Origin of the sequence: Leeuwenhoekiella sp. MAR_2009_132 (genome assembly GCF_000687915.1) — a bacterium.
In the GTDB taxonomy this organism is placed as follows: Bacteria; Bacteroidota; Bacteroidia; order Flavobacteriales; family Flavobacteriaceae; genus Leeuwenhoekiella.
Genome location: NZ_JHZY01000004.1, coordinates 1,721,221 through 1,739,985 on the forward strand (window position 1 = coordinate 1,721,221; position 18,765 = coordinate 1,739,985).

General features: G+C 35.8%; 13 protein-coding genes. 11 read left to right on the forward strand and 2 right to left on the reverse strand.

The annotated features are described in order from the left end of the window. Positions 1-329: 329 nt before the first annotated feature. Complete coding sequence (locus P164_RS15945) at positions 330-2,498, reverse strand: TonB-dependent receptor (protein ID WP_234405876.1); 2,169 nt, start codon at positions 2,496-2,498, stop codon at positions 330-332. 540 nt (positions 2,499-3,038) lie between these two features. Here P164_RS15945 and P164_RS15950 point away from each other — a divergent pair. The 10 genes from P164_RS15950 to P164_RS15995 all read left to right on the forward strand — a co-directional run bounded on the left by P164_RS15950 (position 3,039) and on the right by P164_RS15995 (position 12,293). Continuing rightward, positions 3,039-4,151, forward strand: a complete 1,113-nt coding sequence (locus P164_RS15950; RefSeq protein WP_028377324.1) for a formylglycine-generating enzyme family protein — start codon at positions 3,039-3,041, stop codon at positions 4,149-4,151. A gap of 275 nt (positions 4,152-4,426) precedes the next feature. Continuing rightward, positions 4,427-5,038 carry a hypothetical protein gene (locus P164_RS15955; protein ID WP_028377325.1) on the forward strand — a complete coding sequence of 204 codons (612 nt, stop codon included), beginning with the start codon at positions 4,427-4,429 and terminating at the stop codon, positions 5,036-5,038. A gap of 55 nt (positions 5,039-5,093) precedes the next feature. Continuing rightward, positions 5,094-6,392 (forward strand): Na+/H+ antiporter NhaA, encoded by a 1,299-nt coding sequence (gene nhaA, locus P164_RS15960; RefSeq protein WP_028377326.1) that lies wholly within the window; start codon positions 5,094-5,096, stop codon positions 6,390-6,392. Positions 6,393-6,465: 73 nt separating this feature from the next. Continuing rightward, positions 6,466-7,542 (forward strand): sensor histidine kinase, encoded by a 1,077-nt coding sequence (locus P164_RS15965; RefSeq protein WP_028377327.1) that lies wholly within the window; start codon positions 6,466-6,468, stop codon positions 7,540-7,542. A gap of 5 nt (positions 7,543-7,547) precedes the next feature. Then, positions 7,548-8,876, forward strand: a complete 1,329-nt coding sequence (locus tag P164_RS15970; protein ID WP_028377328.1) for a sigma-54-dependent transcriptional regulator — start codon at positions 7,548-7,550, stop codon at positions 8,874-8,876. Between the two features lie 459 nt (positions 8,877-9,335). Beyond that, positions 9,336-9,698, forward strand: a complete 363-nt coding sequence (locus P164_RS15975) for a hypothetical protein (protein WP_051621383.1) — start codon at positions 9,336-9,338, stop codon at positions 9,696-9,698. A 75-nt stretch (positions 9,699-9,773) separates the two neighbouring features. Further along, a complete protein-coding gene (locus tag P164_RS15980) occupies positions 9,774-11,021 on the forward strand; it encodes a Glu/Leu/Phe/Val family dehydrogenase (RefSeq protein WP_051621418.1) in 1,248 nt (415 codons plus the stop codon). Between the two features lie 14 nt (positions 11,022-11,035). Next, entirely contained in the window at positions 11,036-11,449 is a 414-nt protein-coding gene (locus tag P164_RS15985; RefSeq protein ID WP_028377330.1) for a GreA/GreB family elongation factor, read from the forward strand. Between the two features lie 22 nt (positions 11,450-11,471). Continuing rightward, complete coding sequence (locus P164_RS15990) at positions 11,472-11,894, forward strand: hypothetical protein (protein WP_028377331.1); 423 nt, start codon at positions 11,472-11,474, stop codon at positions 11,892-11,894. A gap of 18 nt (positions 11,895-11,912) precedes the next feature. Further along, entirely contained in the window at positions 11,913-12,293 is a 381-nt protein-coding gene (locus P164_RS15995; RefSeq protein WP_028377332.1) for a hypothetical protein, read from the forward strand. Positions 12,294-12,460: 167 nt separating this feature from the next. Here P164_RS15995 and P164_RS16000 read toward each other — a convergent pair whose 3' ends face one another. Further along, positions 12,461-14,104, reverse strand: a complete 1,644-nt coding sequence (locus P164_RS16000; protein ID WP_051621384.1) for a DUF5597 domain-containing protein — start codon at positions 14,102-14,104, stop codon at positions 12,461-12,463. Positions 14,105-14,414: 310 nt separating this feature from the next. Between P164_RS16000 and P164_RS16005 the strand changes: the two genes are divergently transcribed. Then, entirely contained in the window at positions 14,415-18,545 is a 4,131-nt protein-coding gene (locus P164_RS16005) for a two-component regulator propeller domain-containing protein (RefSeq protein WP_028377334.1), read from the forward strand. The last annotated feature ends 220 nt before the right edge of the window (positions 18,546-18,765 follow it).

Here is an 18,765-nt window from a genome sequence, read left to right on the forward strand (position 1 = left end):
TATTAAAACTCTAAAAAGCAATGATATATAATAAAAAATGTTTTGTTTTCATTTTATATTATTTGGATTCAAAACCCAGTTCTTACGAGTGCGGGTTCGATTCCCGCCCGGGGTACAAAGCTCAACAGAAATGTTGGGCTTTTTTGTTTTTAAGGTCTATTGCAACAACTTACTTAACAACTATTTTGAAGGAGCTAATCCAATAAAATATTTTGAAGATAACTGGATAGACCGTCTTTAGTAAAATAATTCAAGACCTAAACAATAAATCCGCATATCGTTAAGTAGCGATATACGGATTTGTTATAAGTTATAGTACAGGTTAAGTGCTATAATTTTAGCTTAAAGCCTCCATTAATTACAAACCCATCTACAGGTGCATAAATATCTCTAAATTGAGGATCATCAATGCTTCCTGTGTAAATAGTGTCAAATCTGGTTTGACGCGTGTCTAGTAGGTTTTCAAAATTTAGAAATAACGAAAATTTATCTCCTAATTTCTTTTCGGTCATTACACCTACAATCCAGTATGCATCACCGGTAGCACCGTCATTTAATTGTTGCGGGCTGTAGTAGTATCCTTCGAGACCTATCCAGAAATTTTCGTGTTTTTCATACATCAACACATTGTTTAGGCGGTGGGTTGCTACTAGAGGATATTGCTCGCGCTTACCGTTATACTCCTGGTTTACATCAGCAAGCGTATAGCCTACAAATAATTTAAAATCGTGATAACTTAAACGCAAGTTTGCTTCTATCCCTTTTGTATCTATTGCACCATCGGGTTGAGTAAATTCAAACGAAGAACCCGATGTTCTGGTTAGCAATAGGGGGTCATTAATTTGTGTATAGAACAACAGAATATTTGTAGATAGATTCAGATCCTCTGTAATAGACCATTTATAATTTGCATCTAAATTAAATCCCATAGATTGCTCTGCACTGGTTTCATCAACATCTATAGGTAATATATTCTGAAACTGCAAGCGCTCTACATCTTCTGTAAAAACGGTGGGTGTTTTATAACCTAAACCTCCACCGGCTCTTAAGGTAAGTTGTGTTGATGGCTTGTACATTACAGAAAATCGGGGAAGTATATAAAACCCGTAATCACTTTGATAGTCACCTCGCAAGCCGGTTTCAAGCGTCAAATTTTCTTCAATATCCCATATATTCTGGGCAAACATTCCGAAGGTATAATTTGTAAAACTTAAATCCTGATTGGGATTTCCCTCATATTGTTTGAAGTCTTCCGTCCATAAATTAATACCGGCAACCCACTCGGTCTTCTCCTCAATTGCGGTTAGGTTTATTTCTGAAAATGAGGAGGTTTGCTTTCCTGCAAATGTATAGTCAGGGATTTCAATCTTTCGATCAAAAAAACTAATGCTGTTTTTGACTACCAGTGACAAGGTACTCGAGAAGCTATGCGACCCTAGCAGTTGTGTCGAAAAACGGTCTGTGCTATTGCGTTCAAAATAACCCGCATCGCGATCTTCTTTTATAAAATCTATCGATCCGCCCAAGCGATTTTCAGTAACAAAATTGAAGCCTATATTTAAATTAGTTTCTTCATTTAAGTACAAAAAGAGCTTGGGGTTTAAGGTAAAACGATCGTATTTAGGAATCGCTGTAAGGCCTATATCTGCCGGATCATAAGGAGTAGCGGTATTGTAGGAAGCAAAAACTGTGGTCCCTATTTTGCCATATTTTTCAGAATAAAAACCGCTCAAATCTAAACCTAATGCTGATGTGGCATTGGCCATAAAACTTAACTCTCGTTCTTCTTGAGGTGTTTTTGAAATTAGGTTTACCAGACCTGCAATCGCACCGCCGCCATATAATGTTGAAGACGAACCTTTAATTACTTCGACTTGCTTAAGGTCTAAGGGTGCGATTTGCATTAGGCTTAATCCGCCTGAGTAACCCGAATATAACGGAAGACCATCGCGTATTAACTGGGTGTACTTACCGTCTAAACCTTGTATTCTAATACTCGAGTTGTAACTGGTAGCAGAGGTTTGCTGCGTTTGTATTCCGGTACTTTCATTAAGTAGCATTCTAATATCACCGGGTTTCATATTTCCTTTCTCGGCTAATTCTTCACCGGCAATAAATTCTAGACGGGAAGGAGTATCTTGAAAAGTTCTTGAACTTCGTGTAGAGGTCAAAATAATTTCGTCCATTTCTTCGTGAGATTCCTGAAGTAGGATTGTTTCATTTAAATATTGATTATCTAAAGGAAAATTTCGTGTAATTCTTAAGGTTTTAAAACCTACATAACTAATTTCTATAGTGTGTGTGCCGTCTGGTATATTCTTTAAATGTACGAGACCTTGCATATTAGTGACTGCACCATTGTTTAAAGTTTTAATGAATACGGAAACGCCATAAAGCGGTTCGTTGTTTTCAGATTCTTGTATAGTGGCTTCAAATGAATTTTGAGCCCAGGTTGTTGTGCATGCTAATAGCCACAACATTAAAACGAGATGTTTCAATTTGTAAATGTTTTGATTATAAAATGTGTTTTTTCGCTTAAGCGAAATCGAAAGAATTTCTATATCTAGCCTTAGGAGGCTTAAAGGAAGGTGAACAGAAGTTATACGTGTTCAGACTTTTATAGGATATGATCTTAGAAGTCAAAATAGATTCTTGTATAAATGAAATTTGATCAAAACTAGGGCTAATAAAACCGGTACAGTTTCCGCAGCTAAAAAATGGAGAGCAGGGTAAATGATCAACATCGTGATCACTCTGTGAGGTGTCATCACATATTTCAAAAGATGCAGAATCGCAAAATTGCTCTGTAAAACAGCACGGAAAAACCGAAGAAAAAAGTGTGATAATAGAAAGGGTCAGAATCAATGTTCTCATCGCTACAAAAGTAGTATTTTTTAGATTTGAATAAGCGCTATTGGGCTTCTGTAAATTTACAATTAACAGCAAAAACTTTATTAGAAGTACTTACGTGGTTACTTTTACCTGAGAACCGTTTGCCTGGGTATGAGGAAGATTAGCTTCAATATAATTAGTACGTTATGATCTTAAAAAAATATCTTTCCGTCTTATTGATGCCGCTAGTTTTATGCACACAAGCAACGGGGTGTAGAGAGAAGCACCCTATAAAAACTATTACAGAAAATGCAGCTTTAGAAATAGCGCCACGAATTATAGCACAACCAGATAGTATTGCTACACCAGACGGAATGGTCTGGGTGTCGGGGATACAGTTTACTCAGGGAGCAACAGCTACTGATCTACTGGCTTTACCGCGCGAAAAACCCGCACATCCTGTAGTTGTAGATGGTTTTTTTATAGATAAGACCGAAGTTACAAACGCTCAATTTAAAGATTTTGTTGATGCGACGGGTTATGTTACTGTGGCAGAACGGCCTATTAAATGGGGGGAATTAAAAAAAGAATTACCGGCAGGAACTCCAAAGCCCGCAGACAGCCTATTACAGCCTGGCTCTTTAATATTTAATCGTAACGTTGAGCAGGTAATAGATTTGGATAATTATACACAATGGTGGGAATGGAAAATAGGAGCCAATTGGCAGCACCCTCAGGGACCAGAAAGTTCGATTAAGGGAAAAGAAAATTATCCTGTTGTTCATATTACCTATAAAGATGCTCTTGCTTATTGCCAATGGGCAAATAGGAGACTGCCTACCGAAACCGAATGGGAAGCCGCTGCCCATGGAAAAATGCATGGTGGTATATATACCTGGGGAAATGATGAGAAAGAATTAACTACTAAGGCAAATACATGGCAAGGTGATTTCCCTAATAAAAATATAAAAGAAGATGGTTTTGCATATGCAGCACCGGTAGCTTCTTTTGAGTCTAACTCACTTGGTATTTACGATATGTCAGGTAACGTGTGGGAGATGACCCAAGACTGGTTTTCAGTGCGTTATTATCAGGATATAGATAGTAGCAAAAAGTCACTCAATCCACAAGGACCGGAAAAACCATTTAATCCTGAAAATCCTTATCAACAGGAGAAGGTGATTAAAGGAGGTTCGTTTTTGTGTGACAAGTCTTATTGTGCGAGCTATCGCATTTCTGCCCGTATGGGGCAAAGCTTAAATTCTTCTTCAGACCATACCGGTTTTAGAACTGTGGTTGATCTCGCTATGTTGAAATAGGAAAATTTTAGAATTTTATGTTTCTGGATTACGCTTTGTTCCCTTTTTAGATTTTTGTGTATCAGTGTAATTTATTGCTATATAATTTGTTATGGGTAATAATTACCCTATCGGGAAAAATAAATCCATTAATAGAACATGTTATAATCTGTTCCTTTTTGCGTAAAATACAGGTATTTAGGCGGTTATATATTTTCAGTTTTGTTTCATTTTGATTTGGAAAAGTCTTTGCAGGTTCATATTCAAAGAAATACAAACCTTAAGTACAACCAAGTATGTTTAAAAAAATATCGATATCAAAACGCGTAAACGCCATTCTCGCCCTTTCCATTGTTTTTTTATTGGTACTGGCTACTAATCGTATAGATCGAAAACATTTTGAAGTCGCTCAAAACTCAGTTAAAGAAGTTTATAATGATCGAGTTGTAGTACAGGATTATATATTCTCGATATCTAATGCTTTATTTTATAAGCGTTTGGCTCTAAAAGATAGTCTTGTTAAGCTGCAACGACTTAAAGAAAATGAGAATATACGTACACTTCTTTTAAATTTTAAAGAGACTAAGCTTACTATTGCCGAAGCACGAAATTTCGATAAATTACAGGCGAACTTTGATCGATTAATTCAATTAGAATCTCAATATTCTCAACCGGTAAAAGATACAGTTGTGCTTAAAGACAAAATTTCTCAAACGCTAGAAGCAATGCAGGTAAATCTTAAAGAACTTTCTGAAATTCAAATTAGAGAGAGTAGAGATCTTACATTTAATGCTCAAAAGTCTTTAGATTTTAGTGAGCTCCTTTCTAATTTAGAAATCCTATTTCTTATTATAACCGGGATAGCCATACAATTTATTCTCTTTTATAGGGTAAAGAAAAGCCGTTAGTAGGAAGCATCTTGCACAACCCGGGGCAGTATTGATTATCCTTTAAAAATTCTCTATGGAAAAAAAAATACTACGCATTACTCCATTTCAAAAATTTGTAAAAATTGAAAGTTCAGGAGGAATACTTCTTTTATTAGCAACCCTAACCGCACTAATCTGGGCAAATTCACCCCTCGGGTCAAGCTATGCTGCTTTATGGGATTTTAAAATAGGTATTAAAACAGAGCATTTTGAACTCTATAAACCATTAATTCTTTGGGTAAATGATGGTTTTATGACTATTTTCTTCTTTTTGATAGGGTTAGAAATAAAGCGCGAGGTTCTCATAGGAGAATTAAATTCATTAAAAAAAATGGCTTTTCCACTCTTTGGTGCAGTAGGCGGAATGCTGATACCGGTTGTGTTTTTCTTGGTACTAAATAACAATGGAGAAACCTATAAAGGTTGGGGAATACCTATGGCAACAGATATTGCTTTTTCTCTTGCGATTTTAAATACATTAGGTAAAAAAGTACAGCTTAGTCTCAAAATATTTCTAACGGCTTTTGCCATCGTTGATGATCTGGGAGCAGTGCTGGTGATTGCTTTTTTCTATAGTGGGACTATTAATCTCATACTTTTAAGTATTGCTGTTGCGCTCTTAGGGATGTTGTACTTACTCTCGTACAAGCGGTATTATTCAAAATTTGTTTTAATTACGTTTGGGATTATAATTTGGGTATTGTTTCTCAAGTCGGGCATTCACCCTACACTTGCAGGCGTATTACTGGCATTTTCAGTACCTATACGACAAACCATAAACACACCGGCTTTTATAGAAAATCTGGTAGCTATTACCACCAATATTAAAGAGGCAGCTATATCTAAGAAACCTATTTTAAGTAAGGAGCAAATACAAGAAATAGATGATTTACAAGATTGGACGAGTAGATATCAATCTCCATTGCAGCATATGGAGCATAATTTACATGGCTGGGTAGCCTATTTAATAATTCCAATATTTGCACTTGCTAATGCAGGGATAACCTTGTCAAGTGATGTAAATCTAGATACCATGTTGATAATAAATATAATTGTTTGTCTTGTTTTAGGTAAAAGTATAGGCATCACGGCAATTGTAGTTTTAGCACAAAAAATGAGACTTATTGTAGTTCCTAAAGATATTACGCTGCAGCACATTATAGGGACTTCTTTTCTGGCAGGTATAGGTTTTACGATGGCAATTTTTGTTTCTAATTTAGCTTTTGCGAGTGATCCTATTTATAACTTATCTGCAAAAATGGGCATACTTATAGGTTCATTAATTGCAGCGATTTTAGGATATTTGATATTGAGGTTTAAACGTGGTGAGTAAACTGAAAGCAAGCGTAATTTTGCAGCTTGAAGTTTTCAGTATTTAGGGTAATCATGGTAACATATTTAAATTTATGAATAGTCCCGAAGATGCATTAAGAGAACGTATCAAAGAACTTACCTGCCTTTATGAAGTTTCTTCAATTCTGGTAAATGCAAATCCTGAGGAGCAGGAAGAGACTTTTAGAGCTATTAGCTTATGTTTAAAGCGGGCTTTTCAGTATCCTGAATTCACCGAGATTAAAATTCAACAGGGGGAGACCAGCACAAATACGGGCGATTTTAAAACAGACAATTTTTTAAAAGCTTCAATAAATTTATTCAACAAAGAAGAAGGTATTCTGCAGGTAGGTCTTAATAAAAAAGAGTTGCTTTTTCTTGCGGAAGAGCAGCAGCTAATAGACAATATTGCACTTAAAATTGGAGATTTTCTAGAGCGGGTTGCAATTAAACGTAGTGAGACCTTACTTAAACAACAGATGGAGCGTGCAGACCGCCTATCAATTTTAGGCGAACTTACTGCGGGTATTGCTCATGAGCTCAATACACCTCTGGCTAATATTTTAGGTTTTTCAGAACTACTTAAAGATAATTTTGAAGATGATAAAGAAACAGTAGCAGATTTAGATAAGATTATTAAAAACGCTATTTTTTCTAGAGAGGTGGTAAAGAAACTCATGTTTTTTGCCTGTGCTATGCCTCAGGAAAAAAAGAAGATAAACATCGTACCTCATATTAATGATGCTATTAATCTGCTTGACGCTACCTTTAGAAAAGAGCGGGTAAAATACATAGTAAAAATACAGGAAGAGGAAATGTTTTTGCGGGCAGATACTGTGCAAATCACGCAAATTATTTTTAATCTTATTATAAATGCTATATACTTTACTCCAGAAGAAGGATTAGTTACTGTTGAAGTCCACGAAGATTCAAATACAATTGTTTTAAAAATCATTGATGAAGGTCCCGGTTTAACTGAAGACGCTTTGGAAAAAGTTTTTCAGCCGTTTTTTACCACAAAACCTACGGGAGAAGGTTCTGGTTTAGGACTTAGCGTGGTACATGGCATTGTAGCAAGCCATCAGGGAACGATTAGTGCAGAAAACAATAGTGATAAAGGCGCTACATTTATAGTAAGCTTACCTAAATAAACGAGATGCAATTACGTAAAGAGAATATTCTTATTGTTGATGATGACCTCAATATCTTAGAGCTATTGCAGCGGCATTTAAACTCTTGGGATTATCATACCTACAGGGCAGTTTCTGTTAAAGAGGCCGTGAGTATTTTAAGCGATACTCAAGTAGATTTGTTGATTACAGACTTAAAAATGCCTCAAATAGATGGCTTCGAACTTATAAAATTTGTTTCTGAGCATTACCCACAGATTCCTAAGTTAATAGTTACCGGCTATCCTTCGGTTCAAGACTCGCTTGCAGCGATTAAATCTGGCGTTCTCGAGTATCTTACTAAACCCTTTACTAAAGATGAATTAAAAAATGCTATTGAAAAAGCAATCCCTAAAGATTTAAAAGAGGGTGTTGAACCAATTCAGCGTTCAAAAAATAATGATACTGCGTTTAATGAAATAATAGGTACTTCCGAAAAAATAAGTGAGGTTCTGCAGATTATTGATCGTGTAAAAAACAACAAAGCTACAGTTCTGGTTACGGGTGAAAGTGGTACTGGTAAAGAACTGGTGGCGCGGGCTATTCACTACAGCGGAAAGTTTGCTGCGGCACCATTTATTGCAGTTAATTGTGGAGGTATTCCTGAAAATTTACTTGAAGCAGAACTTTTTGGGTATACAAAAGGAGCTTTTACAGGAGCAGATAAAAATAGAAAAGGAGCTTTTCAAGCGGCTCAGGGTGGTACGCTTTTTTTAGATGAAATAGGCAATGCTTCGCTTGCAGTACAGGTGCGATTACTACGTGTTTTACAGGAAAAAGAAGTAGTACGTATAGGATCGCAGATCCCAGAAAAAATAGATTTACGTGTGATTGCAGCAACAAACAGTGATCTACACGAGATGATTAAAAAACAAACTTTTAGAGAAGATTTGTATTACAGGCTTAGTGTGGTAGAGATAAATGTTGCGCCATTACGCGAACGTGTAGCAGATATACCCTTGCTTGTAGAAAAATTTCTCTTTAAATACGGGGTTGAATACAAAGACCGGTTTATAAAAATAGATAGAGAAGCTGTAGACGTTTTAAAGCGCTATCAATGGCCCGGTAATATTAGAGAGTTAGAAAATGTAATACAACGAGCTGTTATAATGTGTGACAAGAATATTAAGGTAACACATTTACCAGATCACTTGAAATATGTTTTAGATTTTCCGGAAGAGGCTTTAACTACTTTAGCTGCAATGGAAAAGAATTATATATTAAAAGTACTTAGAGCTACAGGTAACAACAAGACCAAGGCAGCAGAAATTCTTCAAATTACCCGCAAAACACTTCGCGAAAAACTTAAAGATTAACTATCAAATTGCATCGCTAAGGTGCAACAGCACAGACAAGTAAAGGACGGGATTTCTTATTTAACGATTAAAATTTTAAAACCATTAATTGGTGCTACATACACCAGCTGGTCAATCCTTACCCACTTGGGTAAACTTTTCCTATTTCTTAAATCGAAAAAAATAACACACAATACTATAAGTGTCTAATTATAAATGTGTTGAGGTTTGTTCTGCTTTATTAATGCGGTATTGGCATTAGTATTGCCTTTAGCAGTATAGTTAAAGTTATATACTATGAAAATCAATTCATTTAACATTTGCCCCAGTTGCAGACACGTGCATACGTGTGTGCTAACTATGCAAAAAGATCAGGTATGGTCTTGCAGCGAATACGACTTTTCAGATACGCTGATAAACGCACATTTAATACAAACACAGCAACGAAAAAATTAATTATTAAACTTAAAACACAGTACTATGAAAACTATTTTATTTACAATGCTTATCGCTTTTGGTTCATTAAGTCTTCAGGCACAAAAGCAATGTGATACTCCAGATTTGAAAGTGGGTGATGTTCTAAAAATTTCTGGTGATACAAATACGACCTTTCAACATATAAATTTTCCGAAGAAAAACTTCATAATTAAACGTGGAGGCATCGTAGACTACAAAAAATTAAATAATAAAGAGGTAGAAATAACAGGTGTACAACATGAAGAAGGCTGTATTTCTAAAATTGACGTTAAACTCGCAGATGGATCAAAGTTTTTTAATGCAGTTAGCGCAGTTAGCATAAATTTGAAGGGTGCTTTATCAACTGGTGAAGTAACCTTGAAATAATAAATTTATATGACAAGTCTAGAAAAAGATACAACGGTAGTTGTAAATCGTCCTTCAAAATCTAATGCTACGGGGATGGTAGAAAATGTTCTGGAGCAGTTTAATACTGCGGCAGATATTATCAATTTAAATCCTAACATACGCAGGATTCTTAGCGTAACTAACAATGAGATTATCATACATTTTCCGGTAAAGATGGATAATGGCGATGTCGAAATTTTTACAGGTTATCGTGTACAACACAACAATGCTTTAGGACCTTATAAAGGCGGCCTGCGTTACCACGATACAGTAGATATTGATGCTGCAAAGGCTTTAGCTATGTGGATGACCTGGAAAACATCATTGGCTGGTTTACCATACGGGGGTGCAAAAGGAGGTATTCAAATAAATCCTAAACTGTATTCTCAATCTGAATTAGAGCGTATTACCCGTAGGTTTACGTATGCATTAGGTGAAAACATAGGACCTGAACATGATATACCTGCGCCAGATGTTAACACAGGAGCGCAAACGATGGCGTGGATTGCAGATACATACATGTCTACAAAAAGTCCGTCTGAGCGTTCTACGCATCAACACGTTGTTACCGGTAAGCCGGTAGGTTCTGGTGGTCTTGAAGGCCGTGATCGTGCAACAGGATATGGCGTTTATTTATGTATCAAACTCTGGGCAGAAAAAAACAATATGCCGCTTAAAGGCAAAAAATATATTGTACAGGGCTTTGGAAATGTAGGATACTGGGCCGCTTATTTTATGGAGCAGGAAGGAGCTCTTATGGTAGGTGTTCAAGATGCTTTCGCAAGTATTTATAAGGCAGAAGGTATAGGAGTAGCAGATCTGTTTACCCATATTAATGCTAATGAAGGCGGTGTTCAGAATTTTCCGGGTGCTAGCGAAATTGAGAAAGACACTTTCTTTGGTATAGACTGTGATCTTATTATTCCGGCAGCATTAGGAAATCAAATCACCGAAGATAATGCCGCAGATATTAAAGCAACTCTTATAGCTGAAGGTGCTAATGGACCAACAAATGTAGAGGGAGAAAAAATTCTACTTAAAAAAGGTGTGACCATCATTCCTGATATTTTATGCAATTCTGGCGGGGTTATAACCAGTTATTTTGAGTGGCTTCAAAACCGTAACGGAGAGCTTTGGAAGCTTGATGAGGTTATTGAAAAATTAGATAAAAAACTGGGAGCAAACTTTCACGATGTATGCAATGCTGCAGAAGAGCGTAATATAGATATGCGTTCTGCTGCGTACATTTTAGCGATAGAGCGTATTGAAAAAGCATACGTGCAACGCGGGATTTTCCCATAATTGAAATACCTGTTTTGAAATACGGAAGCTTAATTTTAGAGAAGAAAGAATACGTTCTTTTAAAGCGTATTATGAATATCTCCTATCATTTAGACGACCCTATTATACGCGATTCAATACATAAATTGAACGAAGAATTACAACTGGCCATGATCTGCGAGGATATAGATGTCCCCGCAGATGTGGTTCGGTTTAATAGTAAAGTTACGGTTGAGAGCAGCGAGCAAACACACGATTTATACATAGTGCCTCCTGCGCAAAGTAATCTCTTAAAAAAACGAATTTCTGTTATGTCACCTTTAGGTGCTGCATTAATGGGTTTCTCTGAAGGAGATGAAGTCTTAGGCGATTTCCCAGATGGTTCTAAACGTGTACTTATTAAAGCTGTTTTGCAGCAAGACACTTCTATTGATACTACTGTTTTATAATAGTTGAGTAAATTTTTATATTATGAATACAAGTGCTTATAATCACGATAATGAGTTTGATCTTTTTCAAAAGAATACACGCGCAGAACTGTATACCTGGATTAAGCTATTAGAAAATCTAAATCTGGAGTTTGAAACACTCGTTAATCTCGTTGAACAAAATCATACTATAGACTCAAGCCTAATTCAAAAGATAGTTGATAAGAAAGCAGAAACAAGCTCACAGCTTAATATTTATTATAAATATGTAAATCAGGTTGAAGATAATAGAGAATGCGATGATATGGATTGTGAAATTTATTATCAACGCCAGCACGAGCAGCTAAGACGATTATTTAACTATCATGCTGAACAATGCACAAAATTAAAATGCAGTTTTTTTAATAGTTTAAACCTGCAATCAAATATTCAACTTAAAAACAACATTCAAGCAGGGTTGAAGTAAGATTCTGGCTGTATACTAATGAATAAATCTCAAGACTATTTTTTTACAATTCAACTTTTTAATAAAGACATTAAAGAATTGAATTTCTGGATGATGCAACTAGAGCAGCTCACTGTAGAGATAAACCAATTAACTGCTATCGAAAAAAAACTATTAAAAAACAATTCTTTAAATTATAACCTGCTCGCATTCAGAAGAAAAAATACGTTATTTCTTGCTGCTTTATTTAGACAGGAGCAGAGACTTCAAAAAGAAAAAGAATACGGCTCTGGGGTTTACAATTTAGATTGGAATCACGAGCAAGATATGCAGCGCAATCAGTTTATAAATCATTTTAGAGAGTTTAAAGCGCTACAAAACATCATTTATGAGCGCCTTATTTCGTTAGAAATAAGATAACACGTAAAGAGACACAAGAAGTTTATAACTCACTTAAATTTTAAAACAGATGAAAACAAACCATTTTAAATTTTATCTGCAGGTTATTATTTTATGTGTACTATTTTTTGGCTTTCTTTTTTTGTTTAATAAGATGGTGACGTATATATTTTAATTGAAATCTACTTTTATTTATAATTATAAAGCTCTAAACGCTGTATTTTATAATCTTCTTTAAAGATGCGCAAATGCCTGCCCTGATGCGTCTGATCACCATTTAAATGGCGTATTGTTTTCCAGGTATCATTCTCAAAAACTCCTTCATCTACTTTTAAAATGCCCACATGTAAATCTGGATTTTTGAGATTTTTAAAGGTTACATAGATTCCGTTTCCTGCTATATAAAACTCATGCGCTCCGGTTTGTACAATGAGTGCTCCTGCCATATCCCAATTTTCATTTTTAGCGGCATCCTCCCAACCTAATTTGTAACTGTGGTTAAATGTAAATTCATAATCTCCCAGAGTAATTACGTTCCCTTCATTTTCCTTATCAAGCAAGACTCCTTCAATTTTATTTTGACCCTGATTAGCCATTAGTATTGGCGTTAATTGTCGCAGTAAATTATACATTTTAGATAAGGGTTGATTTTCGGGATTTTCAGCAGATTCTATTGCAAATGGCGAAAAACCTATTGCCTCATAGTGACCTATCGCAAAAGCAGCTTTCCCGGCAATGGTATTATCATAGCGATGCTCAGGAATAAATAAAGGGTCTCCCTGTCTTACATATAAATCATTCCAATATTTAAAATCTGGATTGTAAAAGTCGGGAGCCATAAAATCTATTTTAGAACCCGCAGCTTTCCAGATATCCATTAAATGCGGCAGAGGGCCGGCACTGGGGTATTCACCCGGTTTACGACCTTTGTAATTTAAAGCAGCATTTACAAACATAGGGAGCGCATATGCATCTTTACCGGCTGTAATAACCGCATTTGTAAATTCAGAAAAATACCAGGCCATAAAAAACTCATCGGTGTGGTCTCCCTTACCAAAGAGTTCTTCCCAATTTCCCTTTGTTTTAAACCCCTGTTGTTCCCACGCGCTATAAAGTTCTGGCACAAGATTCTCTTTATGTTTCTGCATATAAGTTATTAAAGCTTGCGGAACTGCCATTTCAAATTTGAGATTAGCTTCTTTGCTGTGATCTCGTGCAGCGGGTAGCATTCCTATTTCATTTTCGGGCTGTACCATAATTACAGTTTGTTCTTTTGAATCAAACTCTTTTAAATGCAGCATTAATGCTTTAAACGCAGCGCGATCTGCATTTAAATTTGCCGAGCTAAATGGGGAAAGTAATTCCTGGCTAATTCCGTTATCATCTTTTGCTCGCGGAAATTTCTCCTGATTGGTTTTTACCCAGGATGGAGCATGACTAGACATACTATTTTTCCAGGAACCAAACCAAAGCAACACCACTTTGAGTTCGTTTTTACGAGCTTCTTTTAGTAAATCATCTAAAAGCTGAAACTCAAACTTTCCTTCTTCCGGTTCTAATAATTCCCAGTAAACGGGAGCTAAAACAGTATTGAGATTGAGTGCTTTCAACTTGGGCCATACAGGCGCCATATTTTCAAGACTGGTAAACGTAGAATTGCCCAGTTCTCCTCCCAATATTAAAAAAGGCTTCCCTTCTACAATAAGTTGAGTGGCATTACCTTGTTTTCTAAGATGCGGAATTGATGATTCTTGTACTTGTGCAGTTGTTGTAAATATAGCTATGATTAATAAGAGCAGGGTTTGAATATATGTTTTAATTCTATTCTTCATAGGAGTTTATAGTTTATGCAGGTAATATTTTAAAATAGATTTATCTGTGATATTAATTTCTTTATAGCTCAAATATCTTGGTTAATACTGGTAGTCTCTAGTATATATGTTGCTCTTGCTAGTACATATGGTGCATTTGCAAATCTGTTATTTTTTTCTATTTATATTGAAATTTATCTAATATGTGGTCTAAAATTTAAAGCTGAAGTTCTTCCATTTTTTTAAAAAGATATTTTTCTTTTTTTAAATTAACGAACTCCCTATACGCGTCAAAATAGAATTAACCTGTACCTTTTCGTTTTAAAGAATTATGAAGATTAGAGTGTCTTTCAAGTTAGCAGTTATTTTTAGTTTACTACTACAAAGTAGTCTATTTGCTCAGGAAGTAGGAGAAGAGTACCGTTTTTTAAATATTGCAAACGGAAATACACAACGAGCTGTTTCTACAATTGTTCAGGATAGTCTGGGTTTTATTTGGTTTGGTACAAATGGCGTAGGCATAAATAGATATAATGGTGCCGACTTAACATCGTACAAGCAGAATTTTAATGATAGCAACTCTTTAGGTAGCTCACTTATACATAAACTTTTTATAGATAAGGCAAATCGCCTGTGGGCAGGTACAAACTATGGGTTAAATCTGTATAATCGAGATTTTGATAATTTTAAAGAAGTTAAGCTTTATGTAGACTCACTAGAGGTTTCAAATATTCAAATTAGGGCGATACAGGAAGATGCAAATGGCAATTTGTTAATAGGCTCGCATTATCACGGGCTTTTTAAAGTAAACCCAAAAACATTAAAGGGATATCAGGTGCCCGTGCGGTTTTCAGGAATTAATTCGCTAGAAGTTAACAGCATTGTAAATAGTACACACGGAGATTTATACATAGGTACAAATAAAGGGCTTTTTAAATATACGGGTACCATTGTAGAACCGGTATTAGCTCAATATGAACAAGATGATAAACTTATATCACATCATATTGAAACCTTATATTTTGATAATACCGGTGCTTTATGGGTGGGAACCTTTGCAAACGGATTATTTAAAATAAGCTTTGATGCGCGAGGAAATTATACAACATTACGTTATGAAATAAGTGATAAACGTATTCTTGCTATTGCACAGGCTCCAGATGGTAAAATGCTCTGCGGAACTGAAAATGACGGACTCTTTGTTATCGATAAAAATGATCAGGTTTATAAAAATTACAGGCATAATAAATTTGATACCGGAAGCATAAAATCAAATTCTATTTGGTCTTTGTTTGTAGACACGCAAGGCCGTATCTGGATAGGATATTACAATCAAGGATTGGCTGTTTACGATAAATTCTATGATAAATTTAAAGATATAGAAAGCCTGCCATATGTTAATAATTCGCTGCACGGTGCTTCTGTGACCGGCATTATTAACGATAAGAAAGGAAATATCTGGATAGGGATAGACGGCGGTGGTGTTGATGTGTATAACACGGCAAGTAAAAATATCACACACCTTACAGATCCTAACAACCCCATTGCTAAAAATCTTGATGCCCGCGATATTGTCACACTGTTTATAGACAGTAAAAATACAATTTGGGTGGGCACTTGGAATTCTGGAATTTTCTATCTGCCAGAAAATGCTTCGGCATTTATACAATACAATGTCTCTAATACTGACGGCGGTTTAAAATCAAACCGTATTATGAGTTTTGCAGAAGACTCAAAAGGCACTATCTGGATAGGAACATTTCTCATGGGCTTGCATTCATACAGCCCACAAACTAAAAAATTCACCCACGTCAACGACCAGTTATTTTCGAACCCCCTGGCGAGCCAGCGCGATGTGCGTACTGTTTTAGTAGATAAAAAAGATGCGGTTTGGCTGGGTACTACCAGTGGTCTTTATGAAATAGAACAACTTCCTGACGGCAGTATGCGTGCAATTTCTTTTAAAGAGAAAATGCGTCAAAATCTAGTAAACAGAACAGAGGTAGATATCATCGTTTCGCTATTTGAAGATTCTAAAGGTATCATCTGGGCAGGTACCATAGGAGCCGGCTTGTGTAAATACAATCCTGCTGAAAATACATTTACATGGTTTACTGGAGTAGATGGCCTGGGTCAAGAGACGATTGCTTCTATATTAGAAGACGATCTGGGTAATATTTGGGTAGGTGGAAACAATGGTCTAACGCAATTTAATACCGCCTCAAAAATGTTTAAGAATTTTGATAAGCAAGATGGTCTTCTGGCAAATGATTTTAATTATAACGCATCATTTAAAGACGAGAATGGCTATTTATATTTTGGTAGTTATGAGGGTATAAATTATTTAAATCCTAAGAACATAAGTTTTAACGATTATAGTCCGCAGGTTTATTTTACAGACTTTAAACTCTTTAATAAATCTGTTATTCCTAATACTGAAGATGCTCCGTTAAAGAAAGTTATTTCACAAACAGAGGCGATCACACTCACCAGTGCGCAATCTGTATTTACAATAGAATATGCAGGAATTAGTTTTACACGATCTGAAAAAAATCAATACGCATATTATCTAGAAGGCTTTGACGAGAAATGGAATTATGTAGGTCAAAGTAGAAGCGCTACATACACAAATCTTCCTCCCGGTGATTATGTGTTTAAAGTAAAAGCCGCTAATAATGATGGTGTTTGGGATGAAATTCCGCAGACATTAAACATAAAAGTTTTGCGCCCATGGTGGTCTACAAATACAGCTATTGGGGCATACTTATTTGCACTGCTTATTATTTCCTTTTTTATATACAATCTCGTAAAACAACGGGTTGCCGAAAAACGCGCAATAGCTTCAGAACGGGACAGAAGAATACAGGAAGAAGTATTAAATGATAGAAAGCTTCAGTTTTTTACAAACATCTCGCACGAGTTTAGAACGCCCCTCACACTTATTTTAAATCCGTTAGAAGATATTATAGATGGGGGTTTTTCAAAAATGCCCAAACCCGTTACCGATAAGCTTGCAATAATTCATAAAAATACAAACCGTCTCAAGCGTCTTATAGACGAGCTTATGGATTTTAGAAAGCTTGAGATCAATAAATTTTCGGTAAAAGCTTCAAAATTAGATGCGGGAGCTTTTGTTAAAGAAATCACTTCTCATTTTGAAGAAGAAGCTTCACTTAAAAATATAGCACTTAGCGTAGAGACCGATGAGGTTGATGTAAATCTGTGGAGCGACCCTTCAATGCTTGAGAAAATTTTATTCAATTTATTGTCAAATGCCTTTAAAATCACACCAGATTCTGGTAGTATTTCAGTAAGCGTGTACAGGTGTAATCAAAAAATAATACTCCCGCTGGTAGATGAGAACGAACCCGTTTCTGCTCTAGAAATACAGGTTGAAGATACCGGCCTGGGCATTAAAAAAGAGGAAGTAGATAAAATTTTTGAGCGATTTTATCAAGTTGAAAAAATGAACAGTCAATACTACGGCGGTACCGGCATAGGTCTCGAGGTGGTTAAAAATTTTATAGACCTTCTTAAAGGTAAAATTGAAGTAGAAAGTGAAGAAGGTATAGGAACCAAGTTTAAATTGTTTTTCCCGTTAGGCTATGCGCACTTTAGTGCAAATGAACTGTTTTTGGTTCCGCAGGAAAGTGCTACTGTGCCACAAAATAATACGCCTCAAAGGGATTCGGTTTCAGAATTATTAAAAGACAGCGATTTAAAAAGTTTGCTTATTGTTGAAGATAATGCAGAGTTGCGCAATTATCTAAAAAACGAACTCTCTTCAGAATATTTTATTCTGGAAGCTTCTAACGGTACCGAAGGTTTAGCTCTTGCTTCGAAGAAGATACCCGATTTAATCATTACAGATGTGGTAATGCCCGAGTTAGATGGCTTTGCTTTTTGCGCACAGCTCAAAGCCGATTTAAAAACCAGTCACATTCCACTAATAATGTTAACGGCAAAGGCAATGACTGAAGATTGGGTAACCGGTATAGATGCCGGTGCAGATGTGTACCTCAACAAGCCCTTTGACATGAAAATTTTAAAGGCACAATTACGTCAGATTATTTTGAGTCGTCAGGTACTTTTTAATAAATATCTAAAGGATTCTAATAATGTCATGATTCCTGAAAACACCTCACAGCTCGATAAGAAATTTATCACAAAAGTGCTGGAGTATATTACTACAAATATTTCTGATGAAAACCTTACGGTAGAAAATCTGGCCGAAGAGCTGAATTTAAGTAGAAGTCAGTTGTATCGAAAAATTAAAGCCCTTACCGGTAATTCTGCTAATGAATTCTTGAGAAAAATACGCCTTGAAAAAGCAAAAGAACTCATTGAGAGTGGTAATGCTTCAATAAGTGAGGTTTGTTTTAAAGTGGGTTTCTCGTCCCCTTCGTATTTTACTAAATGCTTTAAGGCTCATTTCGGGATTCTACCTACAGAGCTTAAATAGAGCTCGTAGATCGCGTATTTGCTGCATTTAGCCACAAATGTTTCAACAAGTGCTTCATAGTTAGTATTGGGTGGATTTTAATTGGGCGAATTTTAGAGATCTAACAACACGTGTTTTTTGAACACCTAATCGCTAAAATTAAAAATGGAAACATCTAGACTAAACTGGTTAATTACGCAAACGATGTATTTGCGTAAAACGTTTTCTAGTTTGTTTGTAT

Coding starts and splice junctions, on each gene's coding strand:
- P164_RS16000 (WP_051621384.1), bottom strand. CDS start 14,104: ATGAAGAATAGAATTAAAACATATATTCAAACCCTGCTCTTATTAATC.
- nhaA (WP_028377326.1), top strand. CDS start 5,094: ATGGAAAAAAAAATACTACGCATTACTCCATTTCAAAAATTTGTAAAA.
- P164_RS15955 (WP_028377325.1), top strand. CDS start 4,427: ATGTTTAAAAAAATATCGATATCAAAACGCGTAAACGCCATTCTCGCC.
- P164_RS15995 (WP_028377332.1), top strand. CDS start 11,913: ATGAATAAATCTCAAGACTATTTTTTTACAATTCAACTTTTTAATAAA.
- P164_RS15965 (WP_028377327.1), top strand. CDS start 6,466: ATGAATAGTCCCGAAGATGCATTAAGAGAACGTATCAAAGAACTTACC.
- P164_RS15975 (WP_051621383.1), top strand. CDS start 9,336: ATGAAAACTATTTTATTTACAATGCTTATCGCTTTTGGTTCATTAAGT.
- P164_RS16005 (WP_028377334.1), top strand. CDS start 14,415: ATGAAGATTAGAGTGTCTTTCAAGTTAGCAGTTATTTTTAGTTTACTA.
- P164_RS15980 (WP_051621418.1), top strand. CDS start 9,774: ATGGTAGAAAATGTTCTGGAGCAGTTTAATACTGCGGCAGATATTATC.
- P164_RS15950 (WP_028377324.1), top strand. CDS start 3,039: ATGATCTTAAAAAAATATCTTTCCGTCTTATTGATGCCGCTAGTTTTA.
- P164_RS15990 (WP_028377331.1), top strand. CDS start 11,472: ATGAATACAAGTGCTTATAATCACGATAATGAGTTTGATCTTTTTCAA.
- P164_RS15970 (WP_028377328.1), top strand. CDS start 7,548: ATGCAATTACGTAAAGAGAATATTCTTATTGTTGATGATGACCTCAAT.